The organism is Herbaspirillum sp. meg3 (assembly GCF_002257565.1).
Lineage (GTDB): Bacteria > Pseudomonadota > Gammaproteobacteria > Burkholderiales > Burkholderiaceae_D > Herbaspirillum.
Genome location: NZ_CP022736.1, coordinates 641,653 through 661,938, shown reverse-complemented (window position 1 = coordinate 661,938; position 20,286 = coordinate 641,653). Strand labels below are relative to the sequence as shown.

Sequence of the window (20,286 nt, the reverse complement as noted above, 5' to 3'; positions counted from 1 at the left end):
GAGGCCGCAGCGATCCTGCGAGGCCGCTTATCTGCGACAAAAAGCAAGAATCGCGGACGAAGATTGTCAACAGGATATAGAACGACAGTACTAAATTGAGATCAGCGGGTTATCCTGCCCATACAAGGCTTACAAGCACGTCAGAATACTGTTTTTAGTGCAACGGCTTCTAGACAGGTGCACCAAAGCACCAAATTGTTGCAAAATATTTTTTAGATTGTCGACAAAACCGAACCCGCCAGAAAGTCGACAACGGCACCTGTTTTTCTCCCCTGCCTTGCCACCTTGCCCAGACCACCTGCTGCTGCTGCACAGAACACGTCCGGTGTTCTTGGCACAGTAAATGCTTTTCACAGCACATCCGCACTACGTCATCTGTCGGAAACTGATTCACAAAATACGGCCGCATTGGCAACAGCATCAGGGACGGTGCCAAGCCAGCCAAATCAGCGGAATCAACCGGTCACCGGGTCAATGGATCAAAAAAAGGGAAACCAACCATGTACGCAAAGAAACTCTTCAAATACACTGCCGCCGTATTGCTCAGCGCCGCCTGCGCATCCGCTTTCGCACAGGAAACCAAGATCAAGTTCCAGCTCGACTGGCGCTTTGAAGGTCCTTCTGCGCTGTTCCTGGTGGCGAAGTCGAAGGGTTATTTTGCGCAAGAGAAACTCGACGTCATCATTGATGCCGGCAGTGGTTCGGGCAACGCCGTCAATCGCGTGGCTTCGGGCACCTACGACATGGGCTTTGCCGATATGGCCGCACTGATGGAATTCACCGCCAACAATCCGAGCTCGCCGGGCAAGCCGATGGCCGTGATGATGGTCTACAACGACACGCCCGCCGCCATCTTCTCACTCAAGAAAACCGGCATCAAAACTCCTGCCGATCTGGTCGGCAAGAAACTGGGCTCGCCGGTATTTGACGCCGGTCGCCGCGGCTATCCGATCTTCGCCAAGGCCAACGGACTGGATGCCTCCAAGGCCAACTGGATCAGCATGGATCCGCCGCTGCGGGAAACCATGCTGGCGCGCGGCGATGTCGATGCCATCACCGGTTTCTATTTCACCTCGCTGCTGAACCTGAATGCACGTGGCATCAAGGATCAGGATATCAACGTGATGATGTTCCCCGACTACGGCGTCAAGTTGTACGGCAACGCCATCATCGCCAACGAGAGCCTGATGAAGACCAATCCGGAAGCGCTCAAGGGCTTCCTGCGCGCCTTCGCCAAAGCGACCAAGGACGTCCTGGCCAATCCTGAAGCCGCCATCAAGGTGCTCAAGGAACGCGACGGCCTGATCGACGAGAAGCTGGAACTGCGCCGCCTCAAGCTGGCCATCTCCAGCGCCATCGCCACACCGCACGCTAAATCCGAAGGTTATGGCCAGGTGTTCCTGCCGCGCCTGACGCTGATGGCTTCGCAAGTCTCCGATGCCTACGGCACCAAGACACGCGTCAACCCGGACAAGGTCTGGACCGCTGCTTACCTGCCGTCCAAAGAAGCGCTCAACGTTTTCGGGAAATAATCTTGCACGCTGAAACTGCAGAAGCAGTCGTGAGCACCACGGCTGACGACATCTTTGTCGATTTCCGTCGCGTCTTCCTGTCCTACGACGGTTCCGACGAATTCGCGGTGGAAGATATCTCCCTGCAAACCAGGCAGGGAGAGTTCATCGCCATCGTCGGTCCGTCCGGCTGCGGCAAATCGACCTTCATGAAACTGGCGACCGGCCTCAAGCGTCCGACTCGCGGCAGCGTCGCCATCGCCGGCGCAGATGTGACCGGCCCGCTGAAATTTGTCGGCATGGCCTTTCAGGCGCCGACACTGCTGCCCTGGCGCACCACGCTCGACAACGTCCTGCTGCCGCTGGAAATCGTCGAGCCGTATCGCACGGGCTTCAAGAAGAACAAAGCGGAATACACCGAGCGCGCGCTCAAACTGCTCAAGACCGTCGGCCTTGACGGCTATGCGGACAAGTTTCCATGGGAGCTGTCGGGCGGTATGCAGCAGCGCGCGTCGATCTGCCGTGCGTTGATTCACGAACCGAAAATGCTGCTGCTGGACGAGCCGTTCGGCGCGCTGGATGCCTTCACGCGCGAAGAACTGTGGTGCGTGCTGCGCGATCTGTGGACCGAGCGCAAATTCAACGTGATCCTGGTCACCCACGATCTGCGCGAAGCCGCCTTCCTCGCCGACACCATTTATGTCATGAGCAAGCGTCCCGGCCGCATTGTGGCGCGCAAGGAAAATCCGCTGCCGCGTCCGCGCGAACTGGAGCTCACTTATACCGATCCATTCAACGCCCTGGTGCACGAGTTGCGCGAGCATATCGGCCGCGTGCGCAACACCTGAGAACTGCTGAGGCGACCATGAAAAAACCTTCCTCCTTGAATAAAGCCGCCCGTACGCTGGCGCCGTGGCTGTTGCTGCTCGCCATTCTGGTGGTGTGGCAGTTCATCTGCAGCGTGCTGGAAGTATCCGAGTTCATCTTTCCCAGCCCGATGGCAATCATCGAAGCCATGATCGAATTCGCCGGCCCGATTGCACATCACGCCATCAGCACCTTCTGGGTCACCATGGTGGGCTTTGCCATCGCCGTGGCGGTGGGTGTGTCGCTGGGCTTCCTGATCGGTTCGTCGCCGCTGCTGTACGCCGCCGCTTACCCATTGATGACCGCCTTCAATGCATTGCCTAAAGCCGCCTTCGTACCGGTGCTGGTGGTGTGGTTCGGCATCGGCGCCGGCCCCGCGATCCTGACGGCTTTCCTGATTTCTTTCTTCCCGATCATGGTCAACATCGCCACCGGCCTGGCAACACTGGAGCCGGAACTGGAGGACGTACTGCGCGTGCTCGGCGCCAAACGCATGGACATCCTGCTCAAGGTCGGCCTGCCGCGCTCGCTGCCGTATTTCTTCGCCTCGCTGAAGGTCGCCATCACGCTGGCATTTGTCGGCTCGACCGTGTCGGAAATGAACGCCTCCAACGAAGGCATCGGGTATCTGCTGGTATCGGCCGGATCGTCGATGAAGATGCCGCTGGCCTTTGCCGGTCTGGTCGTCATCGGTGCGATGGCGATGGCGATGTACGAGTTGTTTGCCATCATTGAAAAACGCACGACGCGCTGGGCGCATCGCGGCGGCAACAAGTGATCATTTTCCTGATTATTGACAATCTGGCTATGGTAAATTCCGCAGATCATTTGAATAACGTAAAGACCGCCTGCGCGCGCAACCGCGCCGGTCTCTGAAGGGGAATCCGTGACTGCACCATCTTCCCGCCTGCACATCGCACACATCCGCAAAGCCTATCCCGGCGTGCTGGCCAACGACGATATCAACCTGAGCGTCGCGCCCGGTGAAATCCACGCCGTACTCGGTGAAAACGGCGCCGGCAAATCGACGCTGATGAAAATCATCTTCGGCACCGTCAAACCCGACGCCGGCGAAATTTACTGGAACGGCGAACTGGTGCACATCGCCAATCCGCAAATTGCGCGCAAGCTCGGTATCGCCATGGTGTTCCAGCACTTCTCGCTGTTCGACACACTGACGGTTGCTGAAAACATCGCACTGGGCCTGGATTCCGACACCGACATGCAGGATCTGATCGCGCGCATCCGTCAGACCGGTGAAAAATACGGCCTGGAGCTGGAGCCGAATCGTCACGTCCATACCCTGTCGGTGGGCGAACGCCAGCGCGTGGAAATCGTCCGTGCGCTGCTGACCAATCCGCAACTGCTGATCCTCGATGAACCGACTTCGGTGCTGACGCCACAAGCGGTCGAGAAGCTGTTTGTCACGCTGCGCAAACTGGCCGACGAAGGCTGCAGCATTCTCTATATCAGCCACAAGCTCGACGAAATCCGTGCGCTGTGCCACAGCGCCACGGTGATGCGCGGCGGCCGCGTGACCGGCAACTGCGATCCGCGCAATGAAACCAGTGCCGGGCTATCGCGCATGATGATCGGCGAAGAACTGGTACGCCTGCGCCGTGAGCGCAATCCGCAACATCCCGGCATGCAACGCAACGAGCGCAAGCTGCACATCAATCGCCTGTGCCTGCCGAAGGCGCATCTGTTTGCCACGGAACTCAAAGACATCGAATGCGAAGTACGCGCCGGTGAAATCGTCGGCATCGCCGGCGTGTCCGGCAACGGCCAGCAAGAATTGCTGGCGGCACTGTCCGGTGAAGATCAGCGCGCCGCGCCCAACATGATCATGCTGACCGGCAGCGCCGTCGGCCATCTCGCGCCCAATCCACGCCGTGCAAAAGGTCTCGGCCTGGTGCCGGAAGAACGTCTCGGCCGCGGCGCCGTGCCGACGCTGAGTCTGTCGGCCAACATGCTGCTGTCGCATCAAAAAGTGCCGTACGTAAAGCACGGCATGATCGATTTCGGCTACACACGCAAGATCGCGGCGTCCATCATCGAAAGGTTCAAGGTCAAGGCCAGCGGTCCCGATGCGCTGGCAAAAAGCCTGTCCGGCGGCAACCTGCAAAAATTTATCGTCGGCCGGGAGATGGAGCGCAAACCTAGCGTCTTCATCGTCGCGCAACCGACCTGGGGCGTCGACGTTGGGGCCGCTGCGCAAATTCACGCCGAAATTCTGGCGCTCAAACAAGAAGGCTGCGCCGTGCTGGTGATCTCTGAAGAACTCGACGAATTGTTCGCGCTGTGCGACCGCCTGCACGTGATCGCAAAGGGACAGTTGTCGCCGTCGATTGCTATCGAACAGGCAACGCGCGAGCAAGTTGGTTTGTGGATGAGCGGCTTGTGGAACGATGAGACTCCAAACGCCGATGCGGAGGCTGCTCATGTTTAAATCCGCCGTTACCTCTCTGCCCTTCCGGCTGGAATTGCGCGGCACGCCATCGCGCCGCATGACTTATCTGTCGCCGGTTATTGCGATCATCCTGACGCTGTTCCTGGGTGCATTGCTGTTTATCGCCTTGGGCAAGGATCCGATTGCGGGTCTGAAAGTCTTCCTCGTTGATCCGTTCAGCAGCAAGCGCGCCATCAGCGAACTGCTGCTGAAATCGATCCCGCTGATTCTGTGCGCACTCGGTCTTGCGGTGTGCTTCCGCGCCAGCATCTGGAACATCGGCGCCGAAGGCCAGTTCACCGTCGGCGCCTTGTGTGCGGGCGCGATGCTGGTATGGATCGACGTGCCGGATCATGCTGTCTCCGGCGGTGTCGGCTTGATATTGATGATCATTGCCGGTGTGGTCGGTGGCGCATTCTGGGCCAGTATCACGGCGCTCTTGCGCGACAAGTTCAACGCCAATGAGATCCTGGTGTCGCTGATGCTGACCTACGTGGCGCAGCTGCTGCTGATGTATGCAGTCAACGGCCCGCTGAAGGATCCGAACGGCATGAACTTCCCGCAATCGAAAGTGTTCTCCAGCGAGTTCATGCTGCCGACGCTGATGAGCGGCACGCGCCTGCACATCGGCTTTGCAGTGACCATCGTGGCGGCGATTGTGATGGCGGTGTTCATGATGCGCAGCTTCCGCGGCTTCTCGTTGATGGTGGGCGGTGTGGCCCCGCACGCTGCACGCTATGCCGGCTTTTCCAGCCGCAATGCCTTGTGGGTGTCGCTGCTGATTTCCGGCGGCTTCGCCGGTCTGGCGGGCGCATTTGAAATCGCCGGGCCGATCGGCCAGCTGTTGCCGTCGGTGTCGCCGGGTTATGGCTTCGCGGCGATCATCGTCGCCTTCATCGGCCGCCTGCATCCGGTCGGCGCGGTATTCGGCGGACTGATCATGTCGCTGCTGTATCTGGGTGGTGAGCTGGCGCAGTCGCGTCTCGGCCTGCCGTCGGCGATCACGGGCGTGTTCCAGGGCATGCTGCTGTTCCTGCTGCTGGCTTGCGACACGCTGATTGACTACCGCCTGCGCTGGAAACAGCAAGCTTAAGGAATACAAGACATGGACCAACTCGCTCCTCTCATCGCAGCCTCCATCAATGCCGGCACACCGTTGCTGCTGGCGGCCATGGGCTTGCTCATCAACGAACGTGCCGGCGTGCTCAACCTGGGCGCGGAAGGCATGATGCTGGTCGCGGCGATCGCCGGCTTCGCAGTCGGCTACACCACCAAGAGCCCGCTGCTGGGTTTCATGGCAGGTGCACTGTGCGGCATGCTGATGGCAACGCTGTTCTCCTGGCTGGCGCTGGTGCTGGCGACTAATCAGGTCGCGACCGGACTTGCGTTGTCGATCTTCGGCGCCGGCTTGTCGGCCTTCATCGGTCAACGTTTTGTCGGCCTCGCATTGCCTGCGCAAACCACCGGCGTCCCCGGACTGAATAGCATTCCTTTCATCGGTCCGGCATTTTTCAATCAGCATTGGATGGCATATGTTGCGCTGCTGTTGTGCGGGGCGATTGCATGGTTTCTGTACCGTACGCGCGCCGGGTTGATTCTGCGCGCGGTCGGCGAGTCGCCGGAGTCGGCGCATGCGCTGGGCTATTCGGTACGCGGTATCCGTTTCATGGCCCTGTTGTTCGGGGGTGCCTGCTGCGGTCTGGCCGGCGCCTATCTGTCGCTGGTGTACACGCCGATGTGGGTCGAGGGTCTGGTGTCCGGACGCGGCTGGATCGCGCTGGCACTGACGGCGTTTGCGACGTGGCGTCCGGCACGCGTGTTGCTGGGTTCGCTGCTGTTCGGCGGCGTGACGATTCTGCAGTTTTATCTGCAAGGCATCGGCGTCACGATCCCGTCACAGATTTTGTCGATGCTGCCGTATGTCGCGACCATCGTGGTGCTGGCAATGATCTCGCGCAATCCGGACTGGATTCGCCTGAACATGCCGGCTTCGCTGGGCAAGCCGTTCCGCCCGGGTGCATCCTGAGTTTGTAGTTTTTGCGCAGTTTTTTATGTAGTTCGATTGATGTTTTGATTATGCTGTTTTGCTTTTATTTACCAACAACGCTTCGCTTAGGGAGAAACAAATGAAAATTTCGCGCAGAGCCTCGATTGCGATGCTCGCCACCATCGCCGCAGCCTCGTTGATCGGCTGTGGCAAAAAAGAAGAACCGGCACCGGCCGCTGCGCCTGCTGCTGCGGCAGCTCCTGCTCCCAAGGCAGACCCGCTGAAGGTCGCCTTCGTCTACATCGGACCGGTTGGCGATGCTGGCTGGACGTTTGCGCATGACAACGGCCGCAAGGCAGTCGAAGCCAAATTCGGCGACAAGGTGAAAACAACTTTCGTCGAAAACGTGCCTGAATCGGCAGCCGACGCTGAGCGCGTCATGCGCCAACTGGCAACCGATGGCAACAAGCTGATCTTCGGCACCACCTTCGGCTACATGGAAGCGATGCTGAAGGTCGCCAAGGAATTCCCGGACGTCAAATTCGAACACGCCACCGGCTTCAAGACTGCCGACAATCTGGCGCAATACGATGTGCGCACGTATGAAGGCGCTTACCTCGCTGGCGTGGTCGCCGGCAAGATGAGCAAGTCCGGCAAGCTGGGCGTGGTCGCCTCGGTGCCGATTCCTGAAGTCGTCCGCAATATCGACGCCTTCACCATGGGTGCACGCTCGATCAATCCGAAGGCAACCACACGCGTGGTCTGGGTGAACAAGTGGTTCGATCCGGGCAAGGAACGTGAAGCTGCCACCACACTGATCGGTCAAGGGGTTGACGTGCTGATGCAAAACACCGACTCCGCCGCTGTTGTTCAGACTGCGCAAGAAAAAGGCGTCTATGCATTCGGCTGGGACAGCGACATGACCAGTTTCGGTCCGAAGGCCCATCTGGCTGCATCGATGATCAACTGGGGGGTCTACTACACCGCACGCGTGCAAGCCGTGCTGGATGGTTCGTGGAAAACCGGCAGCACCTGGCTCGGTCTGAAAGAAAACGGTATCGATCTGGGCGGTTTCAATCCTGAACTGCCGGCTGATGTGAAGGCACTGGTCGAAGAACGCAAGAAGGGTATCGCCGACGGCTCCGCTCCGATCTGGAAGGGTCCGATCAAAGACAACACCGGCAAGGAACAAGTCGCCAAAGATGCCGTGGCTGACGACGGTTTCCTGCACGGCGTGAAGTTCTACGTCGAAGGCGTGGAAGGCAAGGTACCGGGCTGATCCCCTGATCCCGGGTTCGGCCTGACCACCGGACTTGCCAATGTAGCAATCTGCCGGAGATGTCATCGTCTCCGGCATTTTTTTGTCCGCTCGTTTTATCTCGTCCGGCCGCATAATGGCCTCCTTGCCTACGGAGAACCCGCCATGTCCAAGCCTCTGCCTGCCCGCCTCCTTCACGTCACAATCGAACGCAGTATCGGGGACGTTTATCGCTTTGCCGCCAATCCCGAAAACATGCCGAAATGGGCGTCCGGCCTCAGCAAAGGTATGCGCCTGATCGATGGCAAATGGTTTGCCGACACACCGGAAGGCAAACTGGAAGTGCGTTTTACGCCCTTCAACGATTTTGGCGTGCTTGATCACGAAGTGGTGCTGGCTTCGGGCGTCAGCGTCTTCATCCCCATGCGCGTGGTCGCCAACGGCAATGGTTGCGAGCTGACCTTCACCCTGTTCCGCCAGCCTGGCATGAGCGATGAGAAATTCAACGAAGACACCGCCTGGGTGACACGCGACCTGGAAGCCCTCAAAACCTTGCTGGAAGCCTGAAGTTGCCGCTCAGCTGACTGTATAATGCCAAACCAATACAGGCTGGCGGCTGGATCGCGCCAGCGCAAGACGGTTTGAGAACAATCCCCGAACGCAATGAATCTGCCGTTTTTCTCCGGGAAAACGCAGGCACTGAACAATTTATGCAAAAAGCTCGTAAACCGATCGAAATCAAGATATCCACAGTGGTCGCCATTTCCGCGATCCTGCATGAAACCGATCCGGCAGCGCTGGACAAGGCGTTGAAGGACATGACCGGCGGCGTATCCGACTTCTTTGAAGACGAATTCGCCGTTCTCGATATCGGCGCACTGGACACTGCCGGCGCCGGCATCGACTGGACAGCGCTGGTGGCCTTGTTCAAACGCTATCGCCTCAATGCAGTCGCCGTGCGCAACGCGCCCGAGGAGCTGCACGCCGAGATCGCCGCACAGGGACTGTCCATCGACGGCGGCGTACCGCGTCCGCAACAGCCTGAAGCGGCAGCGGTAGCAGAGGAAGCGCCCCCGCCGGCTCCGGCACCGGCTCCTGTTGCTGCGCCTGCCCAAGCAGCGCAACCGGTGCAGGCAACGCAAGCAACACAAATAACACCGGCCGCAGCCACGATGATCATCGACACGCCGGTACGCGCCGGCCAGCGCATTTATGCGCGCGGCGCCGATCTGGTGATCATGGCGGCGGTCAACAACGGCGCAGAAATCATCGCCGACGGCAGCATCCACGTGTACGCCCCTTTACGCGGCCGTGCACTGGCAGGCGCCAGCGGCAATACCGGCGCGCGCATCTTCGCGGCGAGCCTGGAAGCGGAACTGGTGTCGATTGCCGGCGTCTACCGTACCTTTGAGAACGGCCATCCGCCCGAACTGGCGCAAAAACAGGTGCAGGTGCGCCTGACCGGCGACCGCATCGACGTGTTGCCGATCAATACCAGCAAATAATTTAGTATCAGCATCATCAAGTATTCAATCTTCTAAGGAGTCTTTTGTGGCAAAAATCATCGTTGTGACATCCGGTAAAGGCGGCGTCGGCAAAACGACGTCGAGCGCCAGTTTCGCATCGGGTCTGGCTTTGCGCGGACACAAGACCGTGGTCATCGACTTCGACGTCGGCCTGCGTAATCTTGACCTGATCATGGGCTGCGAACGCCGCGTGGTGTACGACCTGATCAATGTCGTCAATCAGGAAGCAACGCTGAACCAGGCATTGATCAAGGACAAGCACTGCGACAACCTGTTCATCCTGCCTGCGTCGCAAACCCGCGACAAGGACGCGCTGTCGGAAGAAGGCGTGGAACGCGTGCTGGGCGACCTGCAAAAAATGGACTTCGAGTACATCATCTGCGACTCGCCGGCCGGTATCGAACACGGCGCCGTGATGGCCCTGACCTTCGCCGACGAAGCGATCATCGTGACCAATCCGGAAGTTTCCTCGGTGCGCGACTCAGACCGCATCCTCGGCATCATCCAGGCCAAGTCGCGCCGCGCCCTGAGCGGTGGCGAGCCGGTCAAGGAACACCTGCTGATCACCCGCTATTCGCCAAAGCGCGTCGAAGCCGGCGAAATGCTGTCCTATACCGACGTGCAGGAAATCCTGCGCATCCCGCTGATCGGCATCATCCCTGAATCGGAATCCGTGCTGCACGCGTCCAACCAGGGCAATCCCGCGATCCACCTGAAAGAGACCGACGTTTCCGAGGCGTATCAGGATCTGGTCAGCCGTTTCCTCGGCGAAGACCTGCCGCTGCGCTTTACCAGCTACGAAAAGCCGGGCCTGCTCCAGCGTATTTTCGGAGGTAAATGACATGGCTTTGCTTTCCTTCCTGTTTCCGCCCAAGGCGAAGAGCGCCACGGCTGCCAAGGAACGCCTGCAGATCATCATCGCGCGCGAACGCGGCGGTCGCCAGGGTCAGGGATATGACTTCCTGCCGGCCTTGCACAAAGAACTGATCGAGGTCATCTCCAAGTACACCAAGGTCAACGCCGACGACATCAAGATCTCGCTGGACCGCCAGGGCAACCTGGAAGTCCTCGACGTGAACGTGGTGCTGCCGGACGCCGACGCGCCTTAAGTACTCTGCTCGTAGCCATTGCGCCGGACTCGATCCGGCGCAATGCTTTCCGGGCCTGCACTTTGCTCATTCGGAAACGGCTTTCTTCTTTCTTCCGCGCGCCATGCACATCTCCATCTTCAGCCATTCCGCCGCCGACATCGCCCTGATCGCACGCAGCCTGCCTGCGCATGATTGCCAGGGCGTACAGCAGCGCGCCGACCTGCGCCGCGCGCATCCGCAATTGCTGATCGTGGATATCGCCAGCGCCGGTGCGCAGTTGGCGGACATACTGCAGATAGCCAGGACGCCTGCCATCCCGGTACTGCTGCTGGCGGCGGATACGCCGCCCGACTTGGCTGCGCTGGTTGCGTTGCCCGCAGAACCTGCCGGCGAACGCCTGATCGACAGCGAATTCAAACCGCTGCGACGTCATGCTGTCGCCGCACGCGTCAAGCTACTTTTGCAACGCGCCTATCCGGATCATGACGAAAAACAGGTGCAGCAGTTCGGCAACTACGTTTTCGAGTCGCCGGCCCATATCGTCATCCATGACAGCATCACCACAACGCTGACTCAAAAAGAATTTGCGCTCGCCATTTTGCTGTTTGGCAATCTCGGCCGACCGCTGTCACGCGCCTATTTGCAGGAAAGCGTCTGGGGGCCGGAAGACGAGAACGAGCTGCCGACCCGCACCATCGATACCCACATCTCGCGCGTGCGCAACAAGCTGGGATTGAAACCGGAGAAGGGTTTCCGGCTGACGACCGTGTATGGCTACGGCTATCAGCTGGCACAGCTGGCAGCGCCCGCCGTCAAGAAGTAGCGCCCATGCCGGGATCACGCACTGATTATTTTCTGACGCGCTTGTCGGCATCGCTGTCCGGTACCAATATGCCCGCCGGCCTCAAGTACGCCGAGACCGCTGCTGGACGCGTGCACGTCTTCGACACTGCAAACGAACCGGGCAATGAAGCCAGCCCGACCGATCGTCCTAGTATCGTCTTCACTCCCGACGGCCCCAACGTCGTGGCGCATTACCGACGCCTCATCGCTCTGCTGACGCCGCATTTCCGTGTGGTGTGTTTTGATATGCCCGGTTTTGGTTTTTCGCTGCCTGCGGCGGATTATCGACACAGCCTGGAACAAGGAGCGCGCACTGTGCTTGCCGTTCTCGACCAGCTCGGCATTGCCCGGGCGACGCTGGCCTTCAGTTGCGCCAACGGCTTGTACGCCATCCGGGCGGCGCAACTAGCGCCTACGCGTATCGCCAGCCTGATGCTGTCGCAGACGCCATCGCTGTCGGCCATGCAGGCCTGGGCTTACCGCATGATTCCGAGGCCGCTGCGCGTGCCGGTTGCGGGGCAGTTCATCACCTGGCTGGCACGCCGCAAACTGGCACAGCTCTGGTACCGCAGCGCCCTGCCCGCAGAAACGGATGACAAGCCGTTCCAGCAACTGGGACGGCAGTCCTTCGACGCTGGCGGCTGTTTTTGTCTGGCAAGCGTCGTGCAAGGTTTATTGCGGGAAACCGTTCTCATGACGAACCCGGCTCCACTCACCATCCCCTGTACGCTGATCTGGGGAGAACAAGACCGTTCGCATCGGGTGACGCAGCCTGAGACGCTGCGAGAACATCTGCCGCAACTGGAGATCCGGCGCTTCGCCGATTGCGGGCATTTTCCTGATCTGGAGCAGCCGGAGCGATACGCCCGGGAAATAGTTGCCCATATGGAAAAAATTGCTGCAGATACTGTCTCCTGCTGACGTCAGCTCATAGCCTGCGCATATAGTCATTATTGATACAGTTCAAAACCCCTTTACCTGCAGCGGGTATAATACTAAGTTGATATTTCTCCATTTTTTTCGCTGTCGAGCCCCGTAAACACGCTATGCACCTGCTTGCCGTCGGACTGAACCACACCACTGCGCCGGTTTCCCTGCGCGAGAAGGTTGCGTTCCCGGCTGACCAGATCGGTCAGGCGGTGGCTTCAGCGCGTGCGTGGTTCGGCCGTGCCGATCTGAGCGCGAATCTGGCGCAGACCGGCGAAGCGGCGATCTTGTCGACCTGCAATCGCACTGAACTGTACGCTGCCAGCACCGCTGCACATGGCGGTGTCGACGCCGCCATCGACAGCACGGCGCATTTCCTGGCCGATTATCACAAGCTTTCCTACGCCGATCTGCGTCCCTTCCTGTATGCCTTGCCGCAAGACAATGCCGTGCGCCATGCCTTCCGTGTCGCCTCCGGGCTGGACTCGATGGTGCTGGGCGAACCGCAGATCCTCGGTCAGATGAAGGATGCCGTGCGCCAGGCGGATGCCGCCGGCGGACTTGGCACTTATCTGCACCAGCTGTTTCAGCGCACCTTCGCAGTCGCCAAGGAAGTGCGCAGCAATACCGAAATCGGCGCGCATAGCGTGTCGATGGCCGCTGCAGCCGTACGCTTGTCGCAACGGATTTTTGACTCCATCTCGGGCCAGAATGTGTTGTTCATCGGCGCCGGTGAAATGATCGAGCTGTGCGCCACTCACTTCGCCGCGCAAAATCCGAAATCGCTGACCGTCGCCAACCGCACGCTGGAACGCGGCGAAACATTGGCGCATCGCTTCAACGGCTCGGCCTTGCGCCTGGCAGATCTACCGACGCAGTTGTCGAAATTCGACATCGTGGTGTCCTGTACCGCATCGTCGCTGCCGATCATCGGTCTCGGTCTGGTGGAACGCGCCGTCAAGGCCCGCCGCCACAAACCGATCTTCATGGTCGATCTGGCCGTGCCGCGCGATATCGAATCCGAAGTCGGCCGTCTGGATGACGTCTTCCTGTACACCGTTGACGATCTGGCATCGGTCGTGCAAAGCGGCGTTGAAAACCGCCAGGCTGCCGTGGCACAAGCCGAAGCAATCATCGAAACCCGCGTGCAATCCTTCATGCACTGGATCGACAGCCGCGCCGTGGTACCGGTGATTCAGGATTTGCATGACGCCGGCGAATCACTGCGCATGGCTGAGCTGGAACGTGCCCGCAAGCTGCTGGCCAAAGGCGAAGACATTGATGCGGTACTCGATGCCCTATCCAAAGGTCTCACCGCAAAATTCCTGCACGGCCCGCAACAGGCCTTGCATCACGCTCAGGGCGACGAGCGCACGCAGTTGGTTCAACTGCTGCCGCAACTGTTCCGCACCAAGCGTTAGCGACTCCATTCGCTCGCCGGGATCCCTGTGATCGCGGCTCTCTTCTGCTCGCTGCGCGAGCGTCGTATCGCCACCCATTCAAAGTAAAGTAAGCCCATGAAACCATCCATGCTCGCCAAACTCGACCAGCTCGCCGAACGGCTGGAAGAACTCAACAATCTGCTGATGCAGGAAGACGCGACGTCCGACATGGACAACTATCGCAAGATGACACGCGAGCATGCGGAGCTCGGCCCGCTGGTGGCGCTGTATCTCACCTACTCACAGGCCGCGAACGACATCACGACGGCGCAGGAGCTGCTGTCGGATCCCGACATGAAGGAATTTGCGCAGGAAGAAATCAACGGCGCCAAAGCGCGCATGGAAGCGCTGGAGGGCGACCTGCAAAAGATGTTGCTGCCGAAGGATCCCAACGACGAACGCAACATCTTCCTGGAAATCCGCGCCGGCACCGGCGGCGACGAGTCCGCGTTGTTTGCGGGCGATTTGCTGCGCATGTACACGCGCTTTGCCGAACGCAATCGCTGGCAGGTTGAGATGATGTCGGCCTCCGATTCAGAAGTCGGCGGCTACAAGGAAGTCATCGTGCGTATCGCCGGTTTCGGCGCCTACTCGCGCCTGAAGTTCGAATCCGGCGGCCACCGCGTGCAGCGCGTGCCGGCCACTGAAACCCAGGGCCGCATCCATACCTCGGCCTGTACCGTCGCGGTGATGCCGGAGGCCGATGAAGTCGAAGACGTCGACATCAACCCGGCCGATATCCGCATCGATACTTACCGCGCTTCAGGTGCGGGCGGCCAGCACATCAACAAGACCGACTCGGCGGTGCGCATCACGCACATGCCGACCGGCATCGTGGTGGAATGCCAGGACGACCGCAGCCAGCACAAGAACAAGGCCTCGGCATTGAAGGTGCTGGCGGCGCGCATCAAGGACGTGCAACTGCGCGAACAGCAATCCAAGGAAGCCGCCACACGCAAATCGCTGATCGGTTCGGGCGACCGCAGCGAGCGCATCCGTACCTATAATTTCCCGCAGGGGCGCATGACGGATCACCGCATCAACCTGACGCTGTACAAGCTGGATTTCATCATGGATGGCGATCTGGAAGAGTTGACCAATGCCTTGATCACGGAGCACCAAGCTGAATTGCTGGCGCAACTGGGCGACGACGAATAAGAGCTTGCGACGCCCCGATTGAGCGTGCAATTGTTCCGCGAAAACGACCAGTAACCCAGCATTGTCGCGGCCTGTGGCACAATGCAGCAGCGCCGGAACCAATTGCACGATGGCCTCTCTGAGGTACAGCTTCAAGTGCAGCTACCTTCGAACAACATCAAAATTAATCGCTCATGAAATCGTCCAAATCCTTGTTTCTGTCAGTCGCCCTTCTCTGCATCGCCTTGCTCGGCGCCGCCCTTTATCTCCAGATCGTGGAAGAAATGATGCCGTGTCCGCTGTGCATCATCCAGCGCTACATCTTCGTCGCCATCGCCATCATTTGCATCATCTTCGCCTTCCTGCCACCCGGCTCCGCCAAACTTGGCGCCGGTCTGGGCGTACTGGCTGCGCTTGGCGGCATCGCCACTGCCGGCTGGCATCTGTGGGTACAGGCGCATCCGGGTACTTCCTGCGGTATCGATCCGCTGGAAACATCGCTGAACACAATCCCGACCGCCAACATGTTCCCGACACTGTTCAAGGCTGACGGCTTGTGCGCGAATCCCTACCCTTTCCTCGGTCTGTCGATTCCGCAATGGTCGCTGATCTGGTTCGCCATCATCGCTATCCTGCTGGCGCGCCGCGTCTTCAAGCGCGGTTGATTTTCTGTGAGTGATTTTTCGGACATTCCTTCAGGCATCAGCCTGGCCGACGTGCTGCGCAGTGCACCGCTCGATGCACTGGAAAATCGCATCCTGATCGGCCATGCACTGCAACTGACGCGCATCCAGCTGATCACGCAATCCGACCGCCTGCTTACGGCGGCAGAAGCAACGCAGTTGAGCGCGCTGTTTCTCCGCCGCCTGCACGGTGAGCCGATTGCCTATATCGTCGGTGAACGTGAATTCTTCGGCCTCGCCTTGCAGGTCACGCCGGATGTATTGATTCCTCGCCCCGATACCGAATTGCTGGTGGAGCTGGCGCTGGAACGCTTGCCACAGCAAGGCAAGGCGCTCGACATGGGAACCGGCTCGGGCGCCATTGCGGTTGCGATAGCGCACACCCGGCCGGATGTAACAATGACTGCGCTGGATGTCAGTGAAGGCGCGCTGAAGATTGCTGCGAGCAATGCGCAGCGGCATGGCGCGAAGGTGATTTTTCTGCGCAGTGATTGGTATGCCGCACTCGGTGAGACGTCTGAACCGGACCTCGACCTGATCGTGTCCAATCCGCCCTATATCGTTGCCGGCGACACGCATTTGTCGCAGGGCGATTTGCGCTTCGAACCGATCGGTGCATTGACCGATCACGCCGACGGCTTGTCAGCCTTGCGCATCATCATCGACGGCGCGGCAGCCTACCTGAAACCGGATGGCTGGCTGCTGATGGAGCATGGCTACGATCAGTCGGAAGCCGTGCGCGAGCTGCTGGCACAGCGCGGTTTCGCCGAGGTACAAAGCTGGCGCGATCTGGCAGGGATTGAACGCGTCAGCGGCGGCAAGCTCGCTGCTGCCTCGTAATCAATCTGATACCTCCAAAATAAAACACCGTCATCCTGATTTTTAACAGAACGACGGTGCTTGTTGATTCCACCTGCGCGATAAATCAGGCAGCCTGCTTGCCACCTACCGGCACATGCGGCTTCCCTGCATCAAACATCCGCAACAAATCCGCTTCCTTCTGCTTGGCCGCTTTCAGATGACGTTCCTTGACGTGGCCATAACCGCGAATCTCTTCCGGGATACGTGCAATTGCCGTGGCCTGCGCAAGATTGTCGGCGTTGAGTTTGCTTAACAAACCGCTGACGGTATTGCAGTACTCGCCGATCAGTGCGCGCTCCTGCTTGCGCTCATCGGTGTAGCCGAATACGTCCAGTGGCGTGTTGCGCAAGAAGCGTAGCTTCGCCAGCACGCCAAAAGCACGCATCATCCACGGCCCATATTGCTTCTTGATCAGATGGCCGTTGCTGTCGTGCTTGGCCAGCAATGGCGGCGCCAGATGGAATTTCAGCTGGTAATCACCTTCGAACATGCCGGCGATTTTTTCGCGGAAGGCTGGCGCAGTGTAAAGACGCGCCACTTCATACTCATCCTTGTACGCCATCAGCTTGAACAGGTACGTCGCGACTGCCGTGCTGAGTTTCATCGCCTTGGCCGGTTCACCCAAAGCAGATTCTGCGCGGCGCACCTGCTCGACAAAATCGCTGTACTGACGCGCATACGCGGCGTTCTGATATTGTGTCAGGAAGTCGACGCGTTTGGCCAGCACTTCCTCCAGCGACGGCGGACGCTTGAAGTCGATCACTTGCGCGGTCATGCCGTTACGGCGTGCGGCCAACGCCACGGCATCTGCATCATGCGCAGCAGCGCGGCCCCAGCCGAAGGCCTGCTTGTTGAAGTCGACCGACAAGGCATTGAGTTCAATGGCCTTGAGAAGCGCACCTTCTGACAGCGGCACCCAGCCGCGTTGCCAGGCATAGCCGAGCATGAACATGTTAGTCGCAATCGCATCACCCATCAGTGCGGTGGCGATATTGCCGGCATCGATCAGCGCCACGCGATCTTTGCCGCAGGCGCTTTGTATGCTGCCCTCGGCAGACACCGCCGGGAACTGCCAGTCAGGATTGCGCACGAAGGCTGCCGTCGGCATCTGTGTCGAATTGACCGCTGCGTGCGTACGTCCTTCACCCATGCGCGACAACGCGTCGCGGCTGGCGGTGACGATCACGTCGCAACCGATTACCAGATCAGCGGCACCGGTACCGACGCGAGTGGAATAGAGATCATCAGCATGATCGGACAAACGCACGTGCGACATCACCGGCCCGCCTTTTTGCGCGAGACCGCTCATGTCGAGCACCGAGCAGGCCTTGCCTTCGACGTGGGCCGCCATCGCCAGAATCTGGCCGATGGTGATCACGCCGGTGCCGCCGATACCCGTGACCACGATGCCATAGGTGTCGCCCATCGCAGGCAGTTGCGGCTCAGGAAGTACCGGCCCTTGAACTTGCCCGGCGGCTTCGGTCTTTTCGACAGCGACGCGTTTGGCTTTTTTCAGCTTGCCGCCTTCCACCGTGACGAAGCTCGGGCAGAAACCGTTCACGCAGGAATAATCCTTGTTGCATGACGATTGATTGATCTGGCGCTTGCGTCCGAACTCGGTCTCCAGCGGCTCCACCGACAGGCAGTTGGATTGCACGCTGCAGTCGCCGCAGCCTTCGCACACGGCTTCATTGATGACGGCGCGCTTGGCGGGATCAGGATAGGCGTCGCGTTTGCGGCGGCGGCGTTTTTCCGAGGCGCAGGTCTGGTCGTAAATCATGGCGGACACGCCCGGCACTTCGCGCAACTCGCGCTGCACGGCGTCGAGTTCGCTGCGGTGGCGAATCGTTACGCCCTCGGCCCATGGCGTACCGGCGGGATATTTATCCGGTTCGTCGGTGACGACGATGATGGGCCGCACGTTTTCCGCGGCGAGCTGGCGCGAGATCATGGCCGGATCGAGCGGGCCGTCGAACTCCTGGCCGCCGGTCATCGCAACCGCATCGTTGTACAGAATCTTGTAGGTCATGTTGACCTTGCCCGCCACGGCAGCGCGCACCGCCAGCAAACCCGAATGGAAATAGGTACCGTCGCCCAGATTGGAGAATACATGCTTCTCGCTGGTGAACGGCGCCTGGCCGACCCAGGTCACGCCCTCGCCTCCCATGTGCGAAAAAATCGATGATTCGCGGTCCATCCAGGTCACCATGTAGTGACAACCGATGCCGGCCAGCGCGCGGCTGCCATCGGGCAATTTGGTCGACGTATTGTGCGGACAACCCGAGCAAAAATGCGGGATACGATCCTTATTGGGATCCGGCTTGGTACTGACGTTGAGCGTAGCTTCCTTGGCTTCGAGGAAGGCGATGCGTGCCTTGACGCGCTGCTCAATCGGATGACCGGCGTAGTACTTGGAAATACGCGTCGCGATAGCGCGTGCGATCTGCGCCGGGCTCAGTTCATACGTTGCGGGCAGCAGCCAGTTGCCGTGACCTTCGCGCGGCGAGCCGCTCCATTCACCGGTGTCGTCAAACTTGCCAACCACGCGCGGACGCACATCGTCACGCCAGTTGTAGAGTTCTTCCTTGATCTGGTATTCGAGGATCTGGCGCTTCTCTTCGACCACCAGGATTTCATCGAGGCCTTGCGCAAACTCGCGCACGCCTTCGGCTTCCAGCGGCCAGGTCATGCCGATTTTGTAGAGACGGATGCCGATGTCGCGTGCGACTTGCTCATCGATGCCGAGATCGTAGAGCGCCTGGCGCGTGTCGAGATAAGACTTGCCGGCAGTGACAATGCCGATGCGTGCATGCGGGCTGTCCCAGATGATCTGGTTGAGTTTGTTGACGCGGGCGTAGGCCAGCGCGGCGTACCACTTGTAGACGTTCATCCGCGCTTCCTGATCGAGCACGGTGTCAGGCTGGCGGATGTTGAGGCCGCCCGGCGGCAATTCGAAATCGGTGGGAATAATCGGCTGCACGCGTTGCGAATCGATCATCACCGACATGCCGGATTCGACGATGTCGGTCACGCACTTCATCGATACCCACAGACCGGTGTAGCGGCTCATAGCCCAACCATGCAGGCCGTAGTCGAGATACTCCTGCACCGACGACGGATACAGCACCGGGATGCCGCAGGCTTTGAGGATGTGTTCGCTCTGATGCGCGGTGGTGGAAGATTTCGCGGCATGGTCATCACCGGCGATCACCAGTACGCCGCCGTGCTGCGAGGTGCCGGCCATGTTGGCGTGTTTGAAGACGTCGCCACAACGATCCACGCCGGGACCCTTGCCGTACCACAGCGAGAACACGCCGTCGTATTGCGCACCCGGGAACAAGTTGACCTGCTGCGTGCCCCACACGGCGGTGGCGGCCAGATCTTCGTTCATGCCGGGATGGAATTTGACATGCGCGGCGTCCAGATATTTCTTGGCCTTGGCGGCGGTCTGATCGACCGTACCCAGCGGCGAACCGCGATAGCCGGTGACATAACCGGCGGTGTTCAGTCCTGCCTGAAGGTCGCATTGCCGCTGCAACATCGGCAGCCGTATCAATGCCTGTATGCCGGTCATGAAAACCCGGCCGCGCTCCAGCGCGTATTTGTCGTCCAGGGAAATGTCATCCAGCAACAGGCGTTCACTGGAAGGTAGGGGTGCGTTCATGCATTGTCTCCGTGCCAAAAATCGTGTCTTTGTTTGCACA

General features: G+C 59.6%; 18 protein-coding genes. 17 read left to right on the top strand and 1 reads right to left on the bottom strand.

The features are described 5' to 3' along the window. Window positions 1-500: 500 nt before the first annotated feature. The 17 genes from hmeg3_RS03015 to prmC all read left to right on the top strand — a co-directional run bounded on the left by hmeg3_RS03015 (window position 501) and on the right by prmC (window position 16,561). Window positions 501-1,532 (top strand): ABC transporter substrate-binding protein, encoded by a 1,032-nt coding sequence (locus tag hmeg3_RS03015; protein ID WP_094562423.1) that lies wholly within the window; start codon window positions 501-503, stop codon window positions 1,530-1,532. Window positions 1,533-1,561: 29 nt separating this feature from the next. Next, a complete protein-coding gene (locus tag hmeg3_RS03010) occupies window positions 1,562-2,359 on the top strand; it encodes an ABC transporter ATP-binding protein (RefSeq protein ID WP_232511837.1) in 798 nt (265 codons plus the stop codon). A 17-nt stretch (window positions 2,360-2,376) separates the two neighbouring features. Further along, window positions 2,377-3,156, top strand: a complete 780-nt coding sequence (locus hmeg3_RS03005) for an ABC transporter permease (protein ID WP_094562422.1) — start codon at window positions 2,377-2,379, stop codon at window positions 3,154-3,156. Between the two features lie 108 nt (window positions 3,157-3,264). Further along, window positions 3,265-4,827, top strand: coding sequence for an ABC transporter ATP-binding protein (locus hmeg3_RS03000; RefSeq protein WP_094562421.1), 1,563 nt, complete (start codon window positions 3,265-3,267; stop codon window positions 4,825-4,827). Then, window positions 4,820-5,920, top strand: a complete 1,101-nt coding sequence (locus hmeg3_RS02995; protein ID WP_094562420.1) for an ABC transporter permease — start codon at window positions 4,820-4,822, stop codon at window positions 5,918-5,920. The genes hmeg3_RS03000 and hmeg3_RS02995 overlap by 8 nt, the downstream gene beginning before the upstream one ends. A 12-nt stretch (window positions 5,921-5,932) precedes the next feature. Further along, window positions 5,933-6,853 carry an ABC transporter permease gene (locus hmeg3_RS02990; RefSeq protein WP_094562419.1) on the top strand — a complete coding sequence of 307 codons (921 nt, stop codon included), beginning with the start codon at window positions 5,933-5,935 and terminating at the stop codon, window positions 6,851-6,853. Window positions 6,854-6,953: 100 nt separating this feature from the next. Beyond that, window positions 6,954-8,093, top strand: coding sequence for a BMP family ABC transporter substrate-binding protein (locus hmeg3_RS02985; RefSeq protein ID WP_094562418.1), 1,140 nt, complete (start codon window positions 6,954-6,956; stop codon window positions 8,091-8,093). Window positions 8,094-8,237: 144 nt separating this feature from the next. Continuing rightward, window positions 8,238-8,639, top strand: coding sequence for a polyketide cyclase (locus hmeg3_RS02980; RefSeq protein ID WP_094562417.1), 402 nt, complete (start codon window positions 8,238-8,240; stop codon window positions 8,637-8,639). Window positions 8,640-8,782: 143 nt separating this feature from the next. Then, complete coding sequence (gene minC, locus hmeg3_RS02975; protein WP_094562416.1) at window positions 8,783-9,577, top strand: septum site-determining protein MinC; 795 nt, start codon at window positions 8,783-8,785, stop codon at window positions 9,575-9,577. A gap of 46 nt (window positions 9,578-9,623) precedes the next feature. Next, window positions 9,624-10,439: a septum site-determining protein MinD gene (gene minD / locus hmeg3_RS02970; protein WP_007879447.1), complete on the top strand. Its 816-nt coding sequence runs from the start codon at window positions 9,624-9,626 to the stop codon at window positions 10,437-10,439. A gap of 1 nt (window position 10,440) precedes the next feature. Then, window positions 10,441-10,707: a cell division topological specificity factor MinE gene (gene minE / locus hmeg3_RS02965; protein ID WP_050476381.1), complete on the top strand. Its 267-nt coding sequence runs from the start codon at window positions 10,441-10,443 to the stop codon at window positions 10,705-10,707. Between the two features lie 103 nt (window positions 10,708-10,810). Beyond that, window positions 10,811-11,512, top strand: coding sequence for a response regulator transcription factor (locus tag hmeg3_RS02960; protein WP_094562415.1), 702 nt, complete (start codon window positions 10,811-10,813; stop codon window positions 11,510-11,512). Window positions 11,513-11,517: 5 nt separating this feature from the next. Further along, on the top strand, window positions 11,518-12,453 hold the full coding sequence (locus hmeg3_RS02955) for an alpha/beta fold hydrolase (protein ID WP_094562414.1): 936 nt from the start codon (window positions 11,518-11,520) through the stop codon (window positions 12,451-12,453). 125 nt (window positions 12,454-12,578) lie between these two features. Beyond that, entirely contained in the window at window positions 12,579-13,880 is a 1,302-nt protein-coding gene (gene hemA / locus hmeg3_RS02950) for a glutamyl-tRNA reductase (RefSeq protein ID WP_094562413.1), read from the top strand. Between the two features lie 96 nt (window positions 13,881-13,976). Then, entirely contained in the window at window positions 13,977-15,059 is a 1,083-nt protein-coding gene (gene prfA / locus hmeg3_RS02945) for a peptide chain release factor 1 (protein WP_094562412.1), read from the top strand. A gap of 173 nt (window positions 15,060-15,232) precedes the next feature. Beyond that, on the top strand, window positions 15,233-15,703 hold the full coding sequence (locus hmeg3_RS02940; protein WP_094562411.1) for a disulfide bond formation protein B: 471 nt from the start codon (window positions 15,233-15,235) through the stop codon (window positions 15,701-15,703). Window positions 15,704-15,709: 6 nt separating this feature from the next. Beyond that, window positions 15,710-16,561 (top strand): peptide chain release factor N(5)-glutamine methyltransferase, encoded by an 852-nt coding sequence (gene prmC, locus hmeg3_RS02935; protein ID WP_094562410.1) that lies wholly within the window; start codon window positions 15,710-15,712, stop codon window positions 16,559-16,561. Window positions 16,562-16,646: 85 nt separating this feature from the next. Here prmC and hmeg3_RS02930 read toward each other — a convergent pair whose 3' ends face one another. Beyond that, window positions 16,647-20,246: an indolepyruvate ferredoxin oxidoreductase family protein gene (locus hmeg3_RS02930; RefSeq protein WP_094562409.1), complete on the bottom strand. Its 3,600-nt coding sequence runs from the start codon at window positions 20,244-20,246 to the stop codon at window positions 16,647-16,649. Window positions 20,247-20,286: the final 40 nt, after the last annotated feature.